Below are 19,047 nucleotides of genomic sequence, written 5' to 3'. Positions count from 1 at the left end.
TTTCCGGCCGTGCCGGGAACGACGCTTTCAGCGCGTGATCGGCTTGACGCTGATCGTCGTCCCGCGCAAATCGATATCGTGGATCTCGATGCTGCCGAACGTCGGCCCCGGATGGCTGCCCACGCGGATGTTGCGGAAGCTGATCTCGCCGATCGTGCTCGGCAGGCGCAGCGTGACCGAGCCGTCCTTGTTCAGGGTTGCGTGCGAGTTGTCCGGATCGTAGTTGACGTCGCGCACCGTCGTGTCGGCCGACAGCATCAGCGCGAGCGGATTGAACAACGTCGCCAGTTCGCCCAGCACGCGCACGCCGTCGTTCGGCAGCGCGTGCTGCGCGGCGGCCTGCAGGCCCTGCTGGCCGCCTTGCGCGCCCAGCGCGATCAGGCGCAGTTCGGCCTGGCGCGCCTGGTCGCGCAGCGCGTCGTCGTCGCGGCCTTGCGCCGTCACCTCGCCCAGCTCCGCGTCGGACAGCGCACGCAGGCCGCGCCCGAATTCACGTTCGCCCTCGCGCTCCCCGCCGATGCGCGTCGAGACGCCCGCCGCCGGTGCCGCCGCCACGGCCGCGTAGGCGTGCAGGGGCCCGAGCAATGCCGTCGCCAGTGCCGCCGCCATGCGCAGGCTGCGCTGGCGCCGCACGGCGCCGCGCACCTGCGCCTGCGTGATCAGCTTCATGTCGGCCAGGATCTCGCCCAGCCGGCGCCCGCTCTGCGCCTGCGCGCGGATTGCCGCGTCCAGCTGTTCCTGCGAGATCAGCTTCTTCTCGATCAGGATCTGGCCCAACCGGGACCTGTTGGTACTGCGTGTCGTCCAGTCGCTCATCCCCGCCTCCTCAGGTAGTGGTCATTACTGCCCGACGGCCGCGCGCAGCTTGAGGCCGACGCGGTTCTGCAGTGCCGTCATCTTGGGCTGGATCTGCGCCGCATTCGCCTTGGCGACGTTTTCGCCGACCGCTTTCTTCAGCTCCGGCACGACGCCCTCGAACTTGGCCAGCACGGGCGATTCGAGGATGCCCGCCAGCTGCTTCAACTCGTCCTCGCTGAACTTCTGCGCCAGCAGCGGCGCCACGCTGGACTGCACGATCGCGTGCGTGCTCGTGCGCAGGGCCGGCCCTTCCTGCTCGATGAACTTCGTCGCTTCCGCGGTGATGTCCTTCATCGTCGCATCCTGTTTCTCGGCCGGCACGCGGCTCTGCACCACCACGCGCGACTGGCGCAGCATGTCGGCCACGGGCGTCTGCAGCATCTGCAGGCCGACGGCGTCCAGCGCCATCTTGTCCAGCACGCGCTGCACGAGCGCCTGCTTGGACGCCGGCACGCCATTCATGCCTTCCGCGTTCGCGCCGCCAGCCAGGCCGAGCCCGATGCCGACGCAGGCCATCGTCACACACATCTTTCGAAACATCGTCGTCTCCACAGGAAAAGTCAAAGCGAATTCAAAACGGCCGCGTGTACGAGGCGCCCGCGTACTTCACGATCAGGCTGCCGGACACGTTGGTGGCCGCATAAGGGTTGTAAATCAGGTTGAAGAAATTGTCGCAGTTGAGGTTGCAGTCGCTGCGCGCCGGGATGTTGTACGTGCCCTTCATGTAGCTGCCCGTCAGGTTGACTTCCCCGCCGTCGTCGAAGCGGTAGCGCAGGCCCACGCTCCTGAGTTTCGTGTCGGGCAGCGGCGCCAGGAGGCTCATCTTGTCGCCCGGGATGGAGCTCTTGCGCGGCTCGTAGCCCAGGCGCAGCGCGAGCTTCTTGGTCAGGTTGATCTGGGTGCCGAAGCTGTAGTTGACGACGCTGCGGAACCCCATCTTGAACGTGGCCTGGCTCGAATTCGCATAGCCGAACAGGCGCGCCATCTCGAGCAGCTTGATGCTGCGGTCGAATTCGAACGTCAGCTGGTTCCACTGGGCCCAGTCGGCATAGCTGACGTCCGCGTTCAGCTGGACGTAATCGCTCAGCATCAGCTTCATCCCGGCCTGCACGCGCCACGGGAACGGGATCCTGGCCGTCATGTTCCCGGACTGGTATTCCGGGATCTCCTGCGGCATGCCGGTGACGGCGCCGACGATCGGCCCGAGCAGGCTGGAATTCAGGCCGCGCACGAAGCTGCGCAGCATCGGGTCGCTGTGGAACATGTACGACCCGGTATAGGTCGTGCGCGCGCCGCCCTGGTACACGAGGCCAAGCGCGAACCACTTCTTCGGCTCCCACAGCACACCCACGTTGACCGTGGGGTCGAACGACGCGCGCAGGTCGAAGTCGATGTTGGCGGCGCGCTTGAACGGATTGACCATGCCTTCCGGACCGCCGCCGCACAGGCCGAAGGTCAGCGTGTCGATCACGGTGCCGTTACCGTTCGGGCAGACGGCCTTCTGCAGCTCGCCGACGGTGCCCAGCAGCTTGTTGGGCGCGCGGAAGTCCGTGTTGATGGCGAAGGCGGAATACGCGATCGGCACGGAGATGCCGATCTTGAGCGTGTCCGACACCTTGTACGCGGCCGCCGGCGACAGGTACACGAGCCGCTGCAGCTGGACCAGGCGGCCGTCGAAGCGGGCCGGATCATCCGGGTCCTTGGTGCGGTCGATACTCATCGCCGCGGACAGGTAGACCATCGTGCCGAAGGTCCAGCGCGACCCGGGCGCGTTGTACGACATGCCGAGGCCCGGCACCAGCACGGCCGGCAGGCGCGCCTTGGGGATGCCGTAGAACGGAATCTCCATCGCCTGGCGCACCGGCCCGCTCGATTTGCCGTTGATCGGGTCGTCCTTGAAGCCGCCGATGTCGATGTCGGGCGCCGAGACGAAATGGTTCGGGTTGCGGATCGCCGCCATGAACACGGAATCGATCTTCTGCGTGCCCGTCAGGCGCGCGAGGCCGGCCGGGTTGAAGTGGATCGATTCGATCCCGGGCGGATCGGCCGTCACCGCATTCCCCATCGCCATCGCGGTGGGACTGGTGACGAGGTTGTCGGTGACGCCGGCATGCGCGCCCGGCGCGAGCGCGGCGGCCAGCCCGGCGAGGGCCAGCGCGCGCGCAGCGGTCGATGACGGCACGGCGGTCATGGGGTCGGCCTCACAGCGACAACGGCAGGCTCATGGTCAGCGACAGGTTCGGCGCGGCCGCGGTGAGGCCGGCGCCGACCGTCACGTTGACGGTGGTCTTGGGCGACATGCGGTAGCCCGCGCCGATCGACAGGATGCCGGCGCTCTGGGTCTGCGTCTGCGCCTTGGCGCCGTTGTCGAACGTGAGCGTGGAACGGGACTGGATCGATTCCTGGAACGAGAACGACGTCGTGATCTTGTACGACAGCGCGTAGGCGAAGCCGAGGCCGAAGCCGAAGCTGGCGCCCGGCTTCACCTGGCGCAGCGTGGCGCCGTACAGCTGCTGGCTCAGGTGCTTGGCCGTCAGGCTGTAGCCGACGTTGAAGGAGCCGAACAGCGCGACCGGATCGACGATGCGCGTCATGTTGGCGCCGAGGTTGAAGCTGTTGACGCCGGAGCCGGTGGCCACGCCCTTGTTCACGTCGACCTTGTACGGACTCGTGCCCGTCGCCAGGCGCGCGCCGGCCGTGATCGTGTACGCGACCTCGTCGCGCTTGACTTCCTGCGGCTGCCAGCGCACGCCCAGGCCCAGGTCGCCGATCGTGTGCGAGACACCCGAGAAGCCGGCGGAATCGGAGTAGCGGCTGATCATGGGCACGGTGACGTTCGCCGTCAGGTTGTTGCGCACGCCGTAGTCCGCCATGATCGTGTTGGTGATCGTGTGCGAGTTCGTGTTCTCGATCGAGAACAGCGTGGCGGTCCCGGACGACAGGTCGGTGTTGATCTTTTCCTGGCCGATGTAGGTGTAGCCCAGCTCATAGTTCAGCTGCACCTTGCCCTTGCGGATCAGCGAGTACTGCTTGTCGACGGCGGTCAGCGTTTCCTTCAGCAGCGTCGCGTTGTCGGCATCGCCCTCCTTCTTCGCCAGCGCATTCCGCACCGCGTCGGCGGAGGCGGGCTGCGCGTCGGCGGGCGGCGTGCCGGCCGTGGCGGCATTCAGCGTGGAGGCGCTCGCCGTATCCTGCGCCAGTGCAGGCAACTGGGCGCACAGGCCGGCGCAAGCCAGCGCCGGCACGAGCATCGTGGAAATCTTCATGGTGGTCCTTCGTGGTGGGTCTATTGTTTGCGGATCGAGATCCCGCCGAAACCGTTCAGCAGGCGCTCGTTCGCCAACTGCGTGTCGATGGGTCGCTGCAGGCCGCGGTCGCGGATGCGGTCCATGTCGACCACGCCCAGTTCGTTGTCGGCCAGCGCCAGCTTGGCGACGGCCGGATGACCCTTCGGCGGATAGGCGATGAACAGCGTGTTGCGGTCCCACAGGGTGGCGAATTCCTCGACCGAGAACGTGATGTTGCCGGCCGATGGATCGGCCAGGAACACGAGACCGCCGCGCACGCCGCGCAGCACGACGAAGTGCTTGAAGCCGGCGTAGTCGATCGGCACGATGCCGGGCGAATCGAGGGTGAGCAGGTCCGACATCTCGGCGTGGAAGCCCGCGCTCTGGACGTGGATCGAGGCGAGGTAGCGCTTCATGTCGAGCAGCGAAAAGCCGCGCCGCTCGATGATCTTGTCCTTCTCGCCGAAGGCCATCATGCCTTCCATCGACTGCTGCTCGGTGACGTCGAGACCCAGGTGGTACTTGAGGATGGTGACGAGTGCCGCCGAGCCGCAGCTGTAGTCGTAGGCCTGGTGGACGATGTTCTTGAACTTGAGTTCGGAGAACGGCTCGATCGCCACGTTCGGCACGCCGGCGGCGGCCACGGACATGGTCGTCGGCAGGTCGAAACGGTCGAGCGGACGGTCCTGCGCCTCGTGCTTGGCAAGCACGCCGGCCCCGCCCACGAGGACCGCGAGGATCCCCAGCAGGAATGTGAACATGGTGTCTCCCTGGGGCGCTTCATGCAGCCCCTTGTGGCCCTGCTCCGTGCGCATGCGTGGCGTGCGGATGCCTGGATTTCATGCAATGTCGACGTGGCGTTTTGGCCACGTTTATTGCAGTTTTTCTATATTTTGGATGCAGGCAGGGCTTGCCGATGTTATAAAACGCTATCGTTTTTATAAAAAACCGCTCATTCAGATTGGGGCACCGTGCATACTTGGGACAGGATCAGCAATGCATTGGGGGAGCCGGTGATCAGCGTCGAGATCGGCGGCGTGCCGCTGCGGGCCGAACGCTACATCTTCCAGCTGGGCGGATGCGAGGTCCCGCCGCTCGATTCGATGGTGCTGGCCTGCCACATGGGTGGCGCGCGCGCAACAGCCGGGCGCAACCCGGGCCGTTCGTTCGACTTCCTGGCCGGCGCCGCGACCGTGTTCCAGCCCGGCTTCGCCAGCCGCTGGACGTTCTTCGGCGCCATCGACATGGCCATGTTCCACTTTCTCGATCCGAACCACGACATGGTGCGACAGTTGCAGCGCCTGCTGGCCGCGCGCGCCAAGTCGCCCACCTTTTCCGACCCGCTCGTGCACGCGTCCGCCCAGCAGGTGCTGGCGGAAATCGCCCGCAGCAGTACGCCGAACGCCGGTTTCGTCGAGCGCGCCTCGGCGCTGATGGTCGAGCAGGCCTGCCGCGTACTGGAAGGCAAGACGGGCCGGCACCTGCCGCCGGACGCCCTCCAGCTCGGCCGCCTGCAGGGCGTGCTGGAATGGATCGGCCAGAATCTGTCGAGCGAACTGTCGAACGCCGAACTGGCCGAGCGCGCCGGCGTGTCGGAATCGCACTTCCGCCGCATCTTCCAGGAAGCGATGGGCATGACCCCGCACCGTTATGTGTTGCGTTTACGCCTCGAACGGGTGCACGAATTACTGACCCGCACCAGCTTCTCCATCGCCCGTGTTGCGGCGCAATGCGGCTTCAACAGCCAGAGCCATATGACGGCCTGTTTCGCGGCCGCGTACGGCATCACGCCCGCTCGTGCGCGCCAGCAGGCGCGTGCCTGAACGCTTGCGCCGCCGGCGGAAAACGCGCCGGTTTGCGTTGCATCAAATAAAAAATCTTGCCTATCGAAAATGAGCAATTTTTGATAAAGATGGGATCATTTTCCGAAGCATTGAGTTTTCGCATGCACACATAATAAAAAACGGCACCCGGGCAAAAGAACCAAAAGACACAAAAGAACCCGCGGCCACTCAATGAGTAAGGAGACCAAGCATGAGACCAGCGCAGGACGCGTCCGCACGTACGCGGTCGCCAGCGTGAAGTACCTGTCCGCCACGGACGTGGTGCAACGCATCAAGGCCTGCCTCGGCGCCGAGGGCATGGACGTCGAAGCCCTGTTCGCCAAGGCCGGCCTCGGATGGTTCGAGCACGGCGCGCAAGGCGAGCGGGCGGCCGACCTGCTCGCGTTGTCCGACCAATTCAGCACGCTCTGGGAAGGCCTCGCGGCCGCCAGCGGCGATGCGCTGATCGGCTTTCGCGTGTTCGCCCCCGACCCGCTCAGCTGGCTCGGCGTACTGGGCCACCTGATGCTCGCCTCCCCCACGCTGCGCCAGGCGGCGGACAGCCTGACGCGCTACATGCCGCTCGTGTCGCCCGTCGTGCGCGCCACCATCGAGCCGAGAGCGGACCGGGTGCGCGTGGGCCTGAACCTCGTCGGCGGCGCGCGCCAGGTGCCGCAGGCGCGCTACGACTTCACCTGGAACCTGCTGCTGGCGACGATGCGCTTCGTCGGCAGCCGGCCCGACCTCAAGCCGGCCCTCGTCGAATACGCCTATCCGGCCCCGGTCGACACGACGCCCTACGCGCGCTGGTTCGGCTGCCCGGTGCGCTTCGGCGCGCCCGCCAACGCGCTCGAATTCGGGGGCGCGGACATCACGGCGCCGATTCCCACCGCGAACCCGCTCGCGGCGGAAGGCCTGTTCCGCCTGCTCGACGAACGCCTCGCGCAGGCCGAACGCACGAGCGTGGCCGCGCGCGTGCGCGAGCTGCTGCCCGCGATGATCGACCAGGGCGGCGCGCTGCGCGATGCCGTCGCACGGCGCCTCGCGATCAGCGAGCGCACCCTGCAACGCCGCCTGGCCGACGAAGGCACCGATTTCTCGACCCTCGTCGACGAAGTGCGGCGCACGATCGCCCAGCAATACCTGGGCAGCGACCGCATCAGCGTCAAGAACCTCAGCTACAAGCTGGGCTTCGCCGACCCCAGCGCCTTCCATCGCGCCTGCCTGCGCTGGTTCGGCAAGGCGCCCGGCGAGTTCCAGCAGGACCGCATCAACGCCCATGGCCAGGCCGCCGTCAATGGGACCACAGGCGCAGCTGGCCCTGCATCTGCAGTTCGCCGTTCAGGGTGACCTGCCCCAGGCTCTGCGTCACGGGCGCGCGCGGATCGGCCTGCACGCTGAGCGATTCGAAGCCGGTGTCCGTGAAGCGCGTGTACGCCGGCAGGGTCAGCGCCAGGTAGTTCGTGCCGTCGGCGGCCGTCTGCGGGCTGATGTTCAGGCCCACCATCTGGATCACGCCGCCGACATTCTTCAGCACCGTGTACGTCGTCCGTCCGTCGACCACCTGGCCGATGGTCAGGCGGCTGTCGCTCGTGGTGCCGTCGCCGGGCCGGTTCAATTGCAGGCGCACGGCGAAGCTGATGCCGTCGGCGCCGCGCACCTGGGCCAGTTCGTCGTCGGCGAGCGGCTGCGGCCCCGCCCACGCCGCCCGGCACAGCAAGGCGGGCGCCAGGATGGCGAGGAGGCGCAGGCGCGTACTCACTGGCGGAACTTGACGTCGAGGTACTGCAACTGGATGGACCCGATGCGCGAACTGCCCAGGTCCATGCTCGCGCCTGCGTCGCTGCGGAAGCTGATGTTCCCGATCTGCAGCGTGCCGCTGGGCGCCGCCTGGCCGGCGTCGGGCCAGCCGATGCCGACGTGCAGGCTCGCATTGCCCGCCGCATCCGTGCGTGCGTTGAAGATGCCGGCCTGGTTCGTCGCATCCGCGATCTGCCACGGCGCCGTCGGCGCGGAACCGTCCGCCGTGGCCGCGCCGATCTTCACGTTGGACAGCACCATCGCTTCGCTGGTGGCGTCGCGCCCGTTCGGTGCCAGGGTCAGGCTGCCCAGTTCGAGGCGCGTGGCGAGACCGAACGCGAGGCCGTCGCCGGCGACCGGGGTCGTCCACTGCAGGCCGCCGCCGTAGTACACGAGGTCCTTCAGGATCACGCTGCCGTTCTTGACGTCGAAGCCGCCGGCGTTGATGCCGAAGTCGTAGGCGATCTGCCAGACTTCGCGGCCGGCCGTGTTTTGCGGGAAGGCGATGTTGATCATGTCGGCGCGGCCAGGACCGCCCGGGACCACGTCGAGGCGGTACGGGTCGGCGAACGGCGCGTCGGTGTTGTCGGAGCGCGACGCGGCCAGGTTGCCGATGCCGAGGCTGTCGCCGCCGGGCGTGGTGTAGCGCAGCTCGGCGTTGCCCGCCATGGCGAAATTCGACAGGTTGAAACTCATGCCGTCGCGCCCCGCGACCCTGGCGAGCGCGCTGTCCGGCAGCGGCTCGAGTGCGAACGCGAACGCCGGCGCGCAGAACAGGACGGTGGCCGCGGCGCGCGTCAGCATCAATGCCCCGCCGCGTTATTGACCGGCACGGTGCCGGTGAGGTTCAGCGCGGTCAGCTTGTCGCGCCAGTTCAGCCAGATGCCGGCCTGTGCTTCCGTCAGCGCGGGCATGCCGGACGCGGCCTGGAATTGCACGGGCGTCTTGAGGATCGAGATCCAGAAATCGCGGCTCGGGCCGTTGGCGTCGCCTGCCGTGACGCCGCCCACGCTGGACAGCGGCGTGCAGCCGGTGCAGGTGCCGTCCCAGCGCTTGCCGCCGCCGGCGTCGTTCATGCTGTCGACGATGCCGGCCGCGCCCGCGTCGATGCGCATCGAGCCGGACAGCGTGGCGATCTTCGTGCCGATGTCGCCGGCAATGCCGTCGAAGCCGAGGCGCATGCCGACGATCTCGCGCTGGCTGTCGACGCCGGTGTTCTTGTAGACGAATTCGAAATAGGGATTGGTGATCTGCACGAGCCGCTGGGCGGCGCTGGCGTCGGTGCGGCCGAATTGCAGTGCACTGATGTCGAGGTCGGCGCCGGTGCCGTTGCGCGGCGCGTAGGTGTATTCGCCCAGGCGCATATTGGCCAGGTTGGCGTTCAGGGTGACGTCGGCATCGAGGGCGATGCGGGTGAAATCGAAACCGTTGTAGCTGGAATTGCTGACCGTGAACAGGCCCTGGCCACTGACCCGGGACAGTTCGTTGTCGGACATCGGACGCATCTGGGCCGATGCCGCGCAGGGCAACAGCGAGAGCGCGAGGAGGGACGCGGCGAGCAACGTGCGCATGTTTGAACCCGAAAAACGAAGAGCAACGACGCGAGGTCAAAAAAACGGCCCGGGGCAAGCCCGCGGGCCGTCCATCACCCAACCCGTGATGCTTAGTGCGCCCAGATGTAGACGGTGGTGCCTTGCAGCTTGATGTCGTTGGCGGCGAACGAACCGTACGAAGCGGTCGAGTTGCCCATCTTGATCGAGTCGACCGACATGCTCAGGTTCTTGACGGTATCGACTTGCGGGATGGCGATCTTGACGACGTCGCCAGCCGGCATGAAGGCCGCCAGGCCTGCGCCGCCGCTCACGCCCAGCACGCTCGATGCGCCCGATGCCGCGCTGGCTTCGGTCTGGAACGTGGCGTTGTTGATGATGTCGATGGTGGCGGCGATTGCACCGGTGATCTTGATGTTGTTGAAGCTCACCGAACCACCTGCGGTATCGGTATCCGTGTAGACGAAGGAACCGATGTTCACATGCAGGTCAGCGGCGATCGACACACCGTCACGGCCCGAGACCTTGGACAGGTCGGCATCGGCGATCGGGGTCAGGGCCGATGCGTACGAAGCGATCGAGGACAGGGCAGCGACGACGGTCAGTTGTTTCAGCAGTTTCATGGTATCTCCAGTGTTATTGTGATCGACGAGAATCTTTTCGGGCTTGCCCGCGCGTCCGCTTCGGTTCCTCTGCGGCTTGTGGCCAATCGGGACGGCAGCGTCGGACTGCTTGGCTTAACTGAAATCTCTTTATTGGAAGTCAATTAAGTGGAAACAATGTTATTACTTCCGATTCAATAACCACATCCTTTTGTCCTTGCTCAGGAAGCCAAATCGATGGATTCCTGAGCCAGTCGTTTGACACATCCGGGCGCGCATTCTGGAGCGCGCCCGAACGCGATCAGTGTGCCCAGATGTAGACGGTGGTGCCTTGCAGCTTGATGTCGTTGACGGCGAACGAACCGTAGGAAGCGGTCGAGTTGCCCATCTTGATCGAGTCGACCGACATGCTCAGGTTCTTGACGGTGTCGACTTGCGGGATGGCGATCTTGACGACGTCGCCGGTCGGCTGGAAGGCGGCCAGGCCTGCGCTGGCGCCGGGTACGGCCAGCGGCGAGATCACGCCCAGGGTCGTGTTGGCATTGACGCTGCCGTCGGCGTTGTAGGCGCTGACTTCGCCCTGGAACGTGGCGTTGTTGACGATGTCGATCGTGGCGGCGATCGCACCGCTGATCTTGATGTTGTTGAAGCTCACCGAGCCGCCGGTCGTGTCGGTGTCCGTGTAGACGAAGGAGCCGATGTTCACATGCAGGTCGGCGGCGATCGACACACCGTCACGGCCGGACACCTTGGACAGATCGGCATCGGCGATCGGGGTCAGGGCCGATGCGTACGAAGCGATCGAGGACAGGGCGGCAACGACGGCCAGTTGTTTCAGCAGTTTCATGGAGTCTCCAGTATTGTTTGAGTGGCGGAACGCGAACTTAATCGGGTATCAATTAAGTGGAAACAATGCTAATACTTTCCGTTTGCTAAAAGCAGTCCGGCGGCCATGTCCACGGAGCCAAATCGATGGCTTGACGAGCCAGCCTTTGACGCGATCCTGTGCATGGGCATAAAAAAACCCGCTGCAAGCAGCGGGTTTTTGTGGTGCGGCGCAAAGCTCGATTACGCGGCTTCGCGGCTGGCCTTCTTGCGCTCGTGTTCCTTGAGGAAGCGCTTGCGCAGGCGGATGCTCTTCGGCGTGATCTCGACCAGTTCGTCGTCCTCGATGAACTCGACGGCGTATTCCAGCGACATCTGGATCGGCGGCACCAGGCGCACGGCTTCGTCGGTACCCGACGAGCGCACGTTGGTCAGCTGCTTGCCCTTGATCGGGTTGACGACGAGGTCGTTGTCGCGCGAGTGGATGCCGATGATCATGCCTTCGTACACCGGCGTGTTGTGCTCGACGAACATGCGGCCGCGGTCCTGCAGCTTCCAGATCGCGTAGGCGACGGCGGCGCCGTCATCCTGCGAGATCAGCACGCCGTTGCGACGGCCGGCCAGTTCGCCCTTGGTGTTGTCCACCGGCGCATAGGCGTCGAACACGTGGCTCATCAGGCCCGTGCCGCGGGTCAGCGTCATGAAGTCGCCCTGGAAACCGATCAGGCCACGGGCCGGGATGCGGTATTCGAGGCGCACGCGGCCTTTGCCGTCCGATTCCATGTTCTGCAGGTCGCCACGGCGGCGGCCCAGTTCTTCCATCACGCCGCCCTGGTTGACTTCTTCCACGTCGACGGTCAGGTTCTCGTACGGCTCGCACTTGACGCCGTCGATTTCCTTGTACACGACGCGCGGACGCGACACGGCCAGCTCGAAACCTTCGCGGCGCATGTTTTCCAGCAGGATGGTCAGGTGCAGCTCGCCGCGGCCCGACACTTCGAACACGGTGTCGTCCGGCGTCGGCAGCACGCGCAGGGCGACGTTTGCCTTCAGTTCGCGCTCGAGACGTTCGCGCAGCTGGCGGCTGGTGACGAACTTGCCTTCGCGGCCGGCCAGCGGCGAATTGTTGACCATGAAGTTCATCGTCAGGGTCGGCTCGTCGACGGTCAGCATCGGCAGCGCTTCCGGGGTGTCCACGGCGCAGACGGTCGAGCCGATGCCGATGTCTTCGATACCGTTGATCAGCACGATGTCGCCGGCAACCGCCTCATCGACCAGCACGCGCTCCAGGCCCTTGAAATTCAGCACCTGGTTGATGCGGCCCTTGATCGGGGTCGAGTCCGGGCCGTTCATCACGACGACGTCCTGGCCGGCCTTGATGCGGCCGCGGCTGATGCGGCCGATGCCGATCTTGCCCACGTACGACGAGTAATCGAGCGACGTGACCTGCATCTGCAGCGGGCCGTCCGGATTGTCGTCGCGCACCGGCACGTATTTCAGGATGGCATCGAACAGCGGCTTCATGTCGCCGTCGCGCACGCTTTCGTCCAGGCCGGCGTAGCCGTTCAGGCCCGACGCGTAGACGATCGGGAAGTCCAGCTGCTCGTCGGTCGCGCCCAGTTTGTCGAACAGTTCGAACGTCTGGTTGATCGCCCAGTCGGCGCGTGCGCCCGGACGGTCGATCTTGTTGACGACGACGATCGGCTTCAGGCCCAGCGCGAGCGCCTTGCGGGTCACGAAGCGGGTCTGCGGCATCGGACCTTCCTGGGCGTCGATCAGCAGCAGCACGGAATCGACCATCGACAGCACGCGCTCGACCTCACCGCCGAAGTCGGCGTGGCCCGGGGTGTCGACGATGTTGATGTGCGTGCCTTCGTACTCGACGGCGCAGTTCTTCGACAGAATGGTAATGCCGCGTTCCTTCTCGAGATCGTTCGAGTCCATCACGCGGGTGTCCACCTGCTGGTTTTCGCGGAAAGTGCCCGATTGACGCAGCAGCTGGTCCACGAGAGTGGTCTTGCCGTGGTCAACGTGGGCGATGATTGCGATATTACGAATCGCGCGTTTGGTGTTAGACATATGCGTTTTTCAACAGTAATTGTTGCGTGATGGACGGATGAGCACGAAGCTTTCGATTCCGAGAACCCACTAGTATAGCATGCTTGCGGCCCCTGCCGCGTCGCAGCGGGGGAGAAAGCCGAGCATACCGGCGAAATATTGAATGGCGATGACGTGGGGACGGGCCCCATGTGCGCGCGGTGCCGCCGTTTTCAAGCCTGCGGCCGCGCGATCAGCCGTTCCGGCGCCAGCACGCCATATTCTTGCAGGATGGCCGTGCCCAGCAGCTTGCCGTCGTGATACACGCGCACCCTGCCCTGCGTCTCCGGCAACGCGACCGGCTCACGGTTCAGCGCCAGTCGCTGGCCGTTGAGGAAGCGCGCGGCCAGCTCGGGCGTCAGCTCGACGGGCGGGAAGCTCGACAGCAGCGCATCGACCGGGGCCAGCAGCGAAAGCGGATTGTCGTGCGCCTGCAACTGTTCCAGCGTGACCATGCCGGCGACGGTCAGCGCGCCCACCTGGATGCGGCGCAGCGCGTTCAGGTGCGCGCCGCAGCCGAGCGCGGCGCCGATGTCCTCGCCCAGCACGCGTACGTACGTGCCCTTGCTGCAGTTGACGCGGATGGTCAGCATCGGCGCATCGTACGCCAGCATCGCGAGCTCGTGGATCGTCACGGGACGGGCGTCGCGCTCCAGCACGATGCCTTCGCGCGCGTACTCGTACAACGCCTTGCCGTCGCGCTTGAGCGCCGAATACATGGGCGGCACCTGCATGATCGGGCCGCGGAAGCGCGCCAGCGCCGCTTCGATCTGTTCGACCGTCACGTCGACGGGGCGCGTCTCGACGACGTCGCCTTCGGTATCGCCGGTCGTCGTCGTGATGCCCAGGTGGACGACGGCCTCATACGTCTTGTCGGCTTCCAGCAGGTCTTGCGAAAACTTGGTCGCCTCGCCGAAGCACAGCGGCAGCAGGCCGGTGGCGAACGGGTCAAGCGTGCCGGTGTGGCCGGCCTTCTTCGCGTTGACGACGCGCTTGGCCTTGATCAGCGCATCGTTCGACGACAAGCCGACGGGCTTGTCGATGAGCAGCACCCCGTCGACGAGATCGCGGGGCTTTTTCGGGGGCCGTGCGTTCACTCGGAATCCGAATCTTCTTCAGTGTGCGTGCCTTCGACCTCACGACCGGTTTCGGTGTGGCCGGCGTCGCCCACATCATCGTCCTTGGCGCGCGTGGCATTGGCCTGGTCGATCAGGGCCGACATCGCGAGGCCGCGGCTGGTCGAGATGTCGTGCAGGAAATGCAGCTGCGGCAGCGTGTGGATGTGCAGGCGCTTGCCGAGCAGGTTGCGCAGGTAGCCGGACGCCTTCGTCAGGCCTTCCAGCGTCTGCTTGATCTCTTCCGGACTGTCCTTGAGCAGCGTGAAATACACCTTCGCGTGCGCGTAGTCCGGGGTCAGCTTGACTTCGCTGATGGTGACCATGCCGACGCGCGGGTCCTTGAGTTCGAAGGCGATCAGTTCCGACAGGTCTTTCTGGATCTGGTCGGCAACGCGCAAGCCGCGCTGGGGAATGCTTTTGCTGTGTTTTGCCATGTTCTTTTACTGCTGTGTGTTTTCGTTCTGATGCGATGCGGCGCGACGTACAGGATGCGGCGCTACCTACAACACCGACGCTATTTGCACGATGCGGCGCTACTTGCACGATACGGCGCAACTTGCATCGTCGTTCCCGCGCAGGCGGGAACCTAATTTGTTCGCGCCGCCACCGGCTTAAAACCTGCCGACATGCACGCAAACTTGGGTCCCCGCCTTCGCGGGGACGACGTTTCAGTTGTTCGTCGAAAGTTCGCCAAAAAACTTGGGGCCAGTCGCCCCGCGCCGCAAGGCGCGAGCTCCTGGCCCCAAATGGTACTCCAATCGTTCGATCGGCCGTGATTACAGCGTACGCGCCACTTCCTGAACTTCGAACACTTCCAGGACGTCGCCGACCTGGATGTCGTTGTAGTTCTTCAGCGACAGACCGCACTCGAGACCGGCGCGCACTTCCTTGACGTCGTCCTTGAAGCGCTTGAGCGAGTCGATCTCGCCCGTCCACACGACGATGTTGTTGCGCAGCAGGCGGACCGACGAGGTACGCTTGACGACGCCGTCCGTGACGAGGCAGCCCGCGATCGCGCCGACTTTCGACACGAGGATGACCTGGCGGATTTCCACCTGGCCGGTGACGTGCTCGCGCTTCTCCGGTGCCAGCATGCCCGACAGTGCCGTCTTGATCTCGTCGATCGCATCGTAAATGATGCTGTAGTAACGGATGTCGACGCCGTTGGTCTCGGCCAGCTTGCGCGCCTGGGCGTCGGCACGGGCGTTGAAGCCGATGATGACTGCCTTGGACGCGGTCGCCAGATTGACGTCCGACTCGGTGATGCCGCCGACGGCCGCGTGCACGATCTGCACACGCACTTCCGACGTCGACAGCTTCTGCAGCGAACCGACCAGCGCTTCCTGCGAACCCTGCACGTCCGTCTTGACGATGAGCGGCAGGTTCTTGACTTCGCCTTCGCCCATCTGGTCGAGAATGTTTTCCAGCTTCGCTGCCTGCTGCTTGGCCAGTTTCACGTCGCGGAATTTACCTTGACGGAACAGGGCGATTTCGCGCGCCTTGCGCTCATCGGCCATGACCATGACTTCTTCGCCGGCGCTCGGCACTTCCGTCAGGCCCTGGATCTCGACCGGGAAGGACGGACCGGCTTCGGTCACCGACTTGCCGTTCTCGTCCAGCATCGCACGGACGCGGCCGAAGGACGATCCCGCCAGCACGACGTCGCCGCGCTTCAGCGTACCCGACTGCACCAGGATAGTGGCGACCGGGCCGCGGCCCTTGTCCAGGCGGGCTTCGACCACCAGGCCACGGGCCAGCGATTCCACCGGCGCCTTCAGTTCCAGCACTTCGGCCTGCAGCAGCACGTTTTCCAGCAGGTCGTCGATGCCCTGGCCGGTTTTCGCCGACACCTGGACGAACGGCGACTCGCCACCGTATTCTTCCGGCACGACGCCTTCAGCCACCAGTTCCTGGGTCACACGGTCTGCATTCGCGCCCTGCTTGTCGATCTTGTTGATCGCCACGACCAGGGGAACGCCGGCCGCTTTCGCGTGAGCGATTGCTTCCTTGGTCTGCGGCATCACGCCGTCGTCGGCCGCCACCACGAGGATGACGATGTCGGTCGCCTTGGCACCGCGGGCACGCATGGCGGTGAACGCCTCGTGGCCCGGGGTATCCAGGAAGGTGACCATGCCGCGCGGGGTGTCCACGTGGTACGCGCCGATGTGCTGGGTGATGCCGCCGGCTTCGCCCGCAGCAACCTTGGCGCGGCGGATGTAGTCCAGCAGCGACGTTTTACCGTGGTCGACGTGGCCCATGACAGTCACGACCGGTGCACGCGGCTTGGCCTCGAACTCGTGGTGCTCGCCGTGGTCGGCCAGCAGCGCTTCCGGATCGTCCTCGGCGGCGGCAAAGGCCTTGTGGCCCATTTCTTCCACCACGATCATCGCGGTTTCCTGGTCCAGCACCTGGTTGATGGTGCACATCTGGCCCAGCTTCATCAGTTGCTTGATGACTTCCGATGCCTTGACGGCCATCTTGTGCGCCAGTTCGGCCACGGTGATGGTTTCCGGCACGTGCACGTCGCGCACGATGGCTTCGGTCGGCGCCTGGAAGTTCGATTCGCGATCGTCGTGACCGCCACGACGGCCGCCACGGCCGCCGCCCGCACGCCAGCCGTCACGGCCGGTCGGCGCCGCGTTGCCGCGACCCTTCGTGCCGCTGCTCGGACCGCCGCGCTTCTTGTCGTCCGACCAGGTCGAGGCCACATTGGCCGACTTGATCGATTTCTTGTCGCCCGGCTTGGCGCGTGCACCGGCGTCGGCCGGCTTGGCGTCGGCAGGTTTCGCCGTCGTCGCCGGCTTGTGCAGGGTGCTCGGCTCGGCCGCCTTCGGCTTGGCCGGTGCCGGTTCCGGCGCCTTGATCACGCGGCGCGGCTGGGCCATCATGGCCTTGATCTGCGCCACTTCGTCGGCGACCGCCTTGCGCGCACGCTCGGTGGCGGCGGCGCGTTCGGCGGCTTCCTTGGCGGCCTCTTCGGCCTTGCGCTTGGATTCCTCGGCAGCTGCCTTCTTGGCTTCGTCGGCCGCGGCACGCTTTGCGTCCTCGGCGGCGCCGGCGGCGCCGGCCGATGCCTGGGCGGCCGCAGCCGCCTTGTCGGCTGCCGCCTCGGCGGCTTCGGCCGCTTCACGCTTGGCGCGCTCTTCGGCATCGCGCTTGGCCTGTTCCTCGGCCGCCTTGGCCTGAGCGGCCTTCTCGGATTCGAGCTTGGCCAGGCGGTCCTGCTTCTCGCGCAGTTCCGCTTCCTGGCGCGCGATCAGTTCGGCCTGGCGGCGCGCGTCCTCTTCGCGACGTGCCTGCTCGGCGGCGTCGACGACCGGTGCCTCCTGGGCGGCCGCTTTCGGCGTGACGAGGTCGTCACGCTGCACGAAGGTGCGCTTCTTGCGCACTTCGACCTGGATCGTGCGCGATTTACCACTCGCGTCAGCCTGCTTGATCTCGGAGGTTTCCTTGCGGGTCACCGTGATCTTCTTCTTTTCGCCCGATTCGGCGGCACCGTGGGTACGGCGCAGATGGTTCAGCAGCTTATCCTTATCATCCTTGGACAAGGGATCTGACGTCGAACTTTTATCGACGCCGGCAGAACGCAGCTGCGTCAGCAGCAAATCTGCAGGCATCTTCAGTTCGGTGGCAAATTGGGCTACGTTGTTACTCGCCATTCAGTCCTCTTTTCTATGTGTCGCGAGATGATAAAGAAATTTTCTTGCTTAATAAAGCACGAAGACCGGCGCATGCGCTCCGGTCTGTGCACTTCATTTATGCCTTGGCCGTTTCAACCTGGCTCCAGGCTTTCGCCTGCAGGGCCTTGGCCCGGTCGTCGTACTTGGCGTCGACCAGTTTCATCTCATCGTCGGTCACATCATTAAATTCATTCTTGATCAGTTCACGGGCACGCTCGGTCGGCAGCGCCAGGATGGCGCTGAACTCGTCGTAAGCCAGTCCCGCGAATTGCTCCAGGGTCTTGATGCCGGCCAGACCCAGCTTGCCGGCGGTGGTGCGGTCCATCCCTTCCAGGTTGACCAGCGCCTCGTCCATACCCTCGAGACCTTCTTCGGAAGCGATCGCCTCGGTGACCAGCGCGTCGCGTGCACGGGTACGCAGTTCGTTGACGGTGTCTTCGTCGAACGATTCGATCTCCAGCATTTCGGAGATGGGCACGTATGCGACTTCTTCAAGGCTCGAAAAACCTTCTTCGACCAGGATGCCCGCCACTTCCTCGTCCACATCCAGCTTTTCCATGAACAGCGTGCGCACGGCAGCGGTTTCCTGGGCAGCCTTGTTGGCCGATTCCTCGGCCGTCATGATGTTGATCTTCCAGCCGGTCAGCTCGGACGCCAGGCGTACGTTCTGGCCCGAACGGCCGATCGCGATCGCCAGGTTTTCCTCGTCGACGACGACGTCCATCGCGTGCTTCTCTTCATCCACCATGATCGACGACACGTTGGCCGGAGCCAGCGCGCCGATCACGAACTGGGCCGGATCTTCCGACCACAGCACGATGTCCACGCGCTCGCCGCCCAGCTCGCCGGTCACGGCCTGCACGCGCGAACCGCGCATGCCGACGCAGGTGCCGATCGGGTCGATGCGCTTGTCCGTCGTAAAGACAGCGATCTTCGCGCGCACGCCCGGATCGCGGGCGGCCGACTTGATCTGCAGGAGACCCTGCTCGATCTCGGGCACTTCGAGCTCGAACAGCTTCATGATGAATTCCGGTGCCGTGCGCGACAGGATCACCTGCGGGCCGCGCATATTGCGGTCCACGCGCAGGATGTAGGCACGGACGCGGTCGCCGATGCGCAGGTTTTCCTTCGGGATCATCTGGTCGCGCGGCAGGCGTGCTTCGATCTTGCCCGACTCGACGATCGCATCGCCGCGCTCCATGCGCTTGATGGTGCCGGTGACGAGCGCGTCGCCGCGTTCCAGGAAGTCTTGCAGGATCTGCTCGCGCTCGGCGTCGCGGACGCGCTGCAGCACGACCTGCTTGGTATCCTGGGCGAAGCGGCGGCCGAACTCGACCGACTCGATCGGCTCTTCGATGTATTCGTCGACCTCGATGTCAGGAATCTGCTCCTTCGCTTCGAAGTGCA

General features: G+C 65.2%; 16 protein-coding genes and 1 pseudogene. 2 read left to right on the top strand and 15 right to left on the bottom strand.

From position 1 onward, the window contains the following. Positions 1 to 27: 27 nt before the first annotated feature. Genes ASC93_RS06765 through ASC93_RS06745 form a run of 5 tightly spaced genes read right to left on the bottom strand, consistent with a single transcriptional unit; the run spans position 28 to position 4,906 of the window. Positions 28 to 816, bottom strand: a complete 789-nt coding sequence (locus ASC93_RS06765; RefSeq protein WP_157201771.1) for a hypothetical protein — start codon at positions 814 to 816, stop codon at positions 28 to 30. Positions 817 to 840: 24 nt separating this feature from the next. Further along, complete coding sequence (locus tag ASC93_RS06760; RefSeq protein ID WP_157201770.1) at positions 841 to 1,398, bottom strand: DUF2059 domain-containing protein; 558 nt, start codon at positions 1,396 to 1,398, stop codon at positions 841 to 843. Positions 1,399 to 1,429: 31 nt separating this feature from the next. Continuing rightward, positions 1,430 to 3,049: an OmpP1/FadL family transporter gene (locus ASC93_RS06755; protein ID WP_056439077.1), complete on the bottom strand. Its 1,620-nt coding sequence runs from the start codon at positions 3,047 to 3,049 to the stop codon at positions 1,430 to 1,432. A gap of 10 nt (positions 3,050 to 3,059) precedes the next feature. Beyond that, positions 3,060 to 4,124, bottom strand: coding sequence for a hypothetical protein (locus ASC93_RS06750; RefSeq protein WP_056439074.1), 1,065 nt, complete (start codon positions 4,122 to 4,124; stop codon positions 3,060 to 3,062). A 20-nt stretch (positions 4,125 to 4,144) separates the two neighbouring features. Next, the gene (locus tag ASC93_RS06745) at positions 4,145 to 4,906 is read right to left on the bottom strand and encodes a C39 family peptidase (RefSeq protein ID WP_056439687.1); all 762 of its coding nucleotides are present in this window, start codon (positions 4,904 to 4,906) and stop codon (positions 4,145 to 4,147) included. Positions 4,907 to 5,116: 210 nt separating this feature from the next. Here ASC93_RS06745 and ASC93_RS06740 point away from each other — a divergent pair, with 210 nt between their 5' ends. After that, positions 5,117 to 5,968 carry a helix-turn-helix domain-containing protein gene (locus ASC93_RS06740; RefSeq protein ID WP_157201769.1) on the top strand — a complete coding sequence of 284 codons (852 nt, stop codon included), beginning with the start codon at positions 5,117 to 5,119 and terminating at the stop codon, positions 5,966 to 5,968. 192 nt (positions 5,969 to 6,160) lie between these two features. After that, complete coding sequence (locus tag ASC93_RS06735; protein ID WP_056439062.1) at positions 6,161 to 7,318, top strand: AraC family transcriptional regulator; 1,158 nt, start codon at positions 6,161 to 6,163, stop codon at positions 7,316 to 7,318. Here ASC93_RS06735 and ASC93_RS06730 read toward each other — a convergent pair. The 10 genes and pseudogenes from ASC93_RS06730 to nusA all read right to left on the bottom strand — a co-directional run. Then, positions 7,263 to 7,730 carry a hypothetical protein gene (locus tag ASC93_RS06730; protein ID WP_056439059.1) on the bottom strand — a complete coding sequence of 156 codons (468 nt, stop codon included), beginning with the start codon at positions 7,728 to 7,730 and terminating at the stop codon, positions 7,263 to 7,265. The genes ASC93_RS06735 and ASC93_RS06730 overlap by 56 nt on opposite strands. Beyond that, positions 7,727 to 8,572, bottom strand: coding sequence for a hypothetical protein (locus tag ASC93_RS06725; RefSeq protein ID WP_056439056.1), 846 nt, complete (start codon positions 8,570 to 8,572; stop codon positions 7,727 to 7,729). Before ASC93_RS06725 ends, ASC93_RS06730 begins: the two co-directional genes overlap by 4 nt. Beyond that, positions 8,572 to 9,339: a hypothetical protein gene (locus ASC93_RS06720; RefSeq protein ID WP_056439054.1), complete on the bottom strand. Its 768-nt coding sequence runs from the start codon at positions 9,337 to 9,339 to the stop codon at positions 8,572 to 8,574. Before ASC93_RS06720 ends, ASC93_RS06725 begins: the two co-directional genes overlap by 1 nt. A gap of 92 nt (positions 9,340 to 9,431) precedes the next feature. Further along, a complete protein-coding gene (locus ASC93_RS06715; protein ID WP_056439053.1) occupies positions 9,432 to 9,941 on the bottom strand; it encodes a DUF6160 family protein in 510 nt (169 codons plus the stop codon). Positions 9,942 to 10,221: 280 nt separating this feature from the next. Continuing rightward, positions 10,222 to 10,767 carry a DUF6160 family protein gene (locus tag ASC93_RS06710; RefSeq protein WP_056439050.1) on the bottom strand — a complete coding sequence of 182 codons (546 nt, stop codon included), beginning with the start codon at positions 10,765 to 10,767 and terminating at the stop codon, positions 10,222 to 10,224. A 221-nt stretch (positions 10,768 to 10,988) separates the two neighbouring features. Beyond that, positions 10,989 to 12,824 (bottom strand): translational GTPase TypA, encoded by a 1,836-nt coding sequence (typA, locus tag ASC93_RS06705; protein ID WP_056439047.1) that lies wholly within the window; start codon positions 12,822 to 12,824, stop codon positions 10,989 to 10,991. A gap of 191 nt (positions 12,825 to 13,015) precedes the next feature. Beyond that, positions 13,016 to 13,924 (bottom strand): annotated as a pseudogene (gene truB / locus ASC93_RS06700) (tRNA pseudouridine(55) synthase TruB); the annotation flags it as partial. Positions 13,925 to 13,935: 11 nt separating this feature from the next. After that, positions 13,936 to 14,394, bottom strand: coding sequence for a 30S ribosome-binding factor RbfA (rbfA, locus tag ASC93_RS06695; protein ID WP_056439042.1), 459 nt, complete (start codon positions 14,392 to 14,394; stop codon positions 13,936 to 13,938). A 342-nt stretch (positions 14,395 to 14,736) separates the two neighbouring features. Further along, the gene (gene infB / locus ASC93_RS06690; protein WP_056439039.1) at positions 14,737 to 17,619 is read right to left on the bottom strand and encodes a translation initiation factor IF-2; all 2,883 of its coding nucleotides are present in this window, start codon (positions 17,617 to 17,619) and stop codon (positions 14,737 to 14,739) included. Positions 17,620 to 17,716: 97 nt separating this feature from the next. Next, the coding region (nusA, locus tag ASC93_RS06685; RefSeq protein ID WP_229412624.1) for a transcription termination factor NusA at positions 17,717 to 19,047 on the bottom strand (1,331 nt) is incomplete at its 5' end.

Source organism: Massilia sp. Root335 (assembly GCF_001425685.1).
Lineage (GTDB): Bacteria > Pseudomonadota > Gammaproteobacteria > Burkholderiales > Burkholderiaceae_D > Telluria > Telluria luteola.
This window is presented reverse-complemented; position numbering and strand designations above follow the sequence as displayed.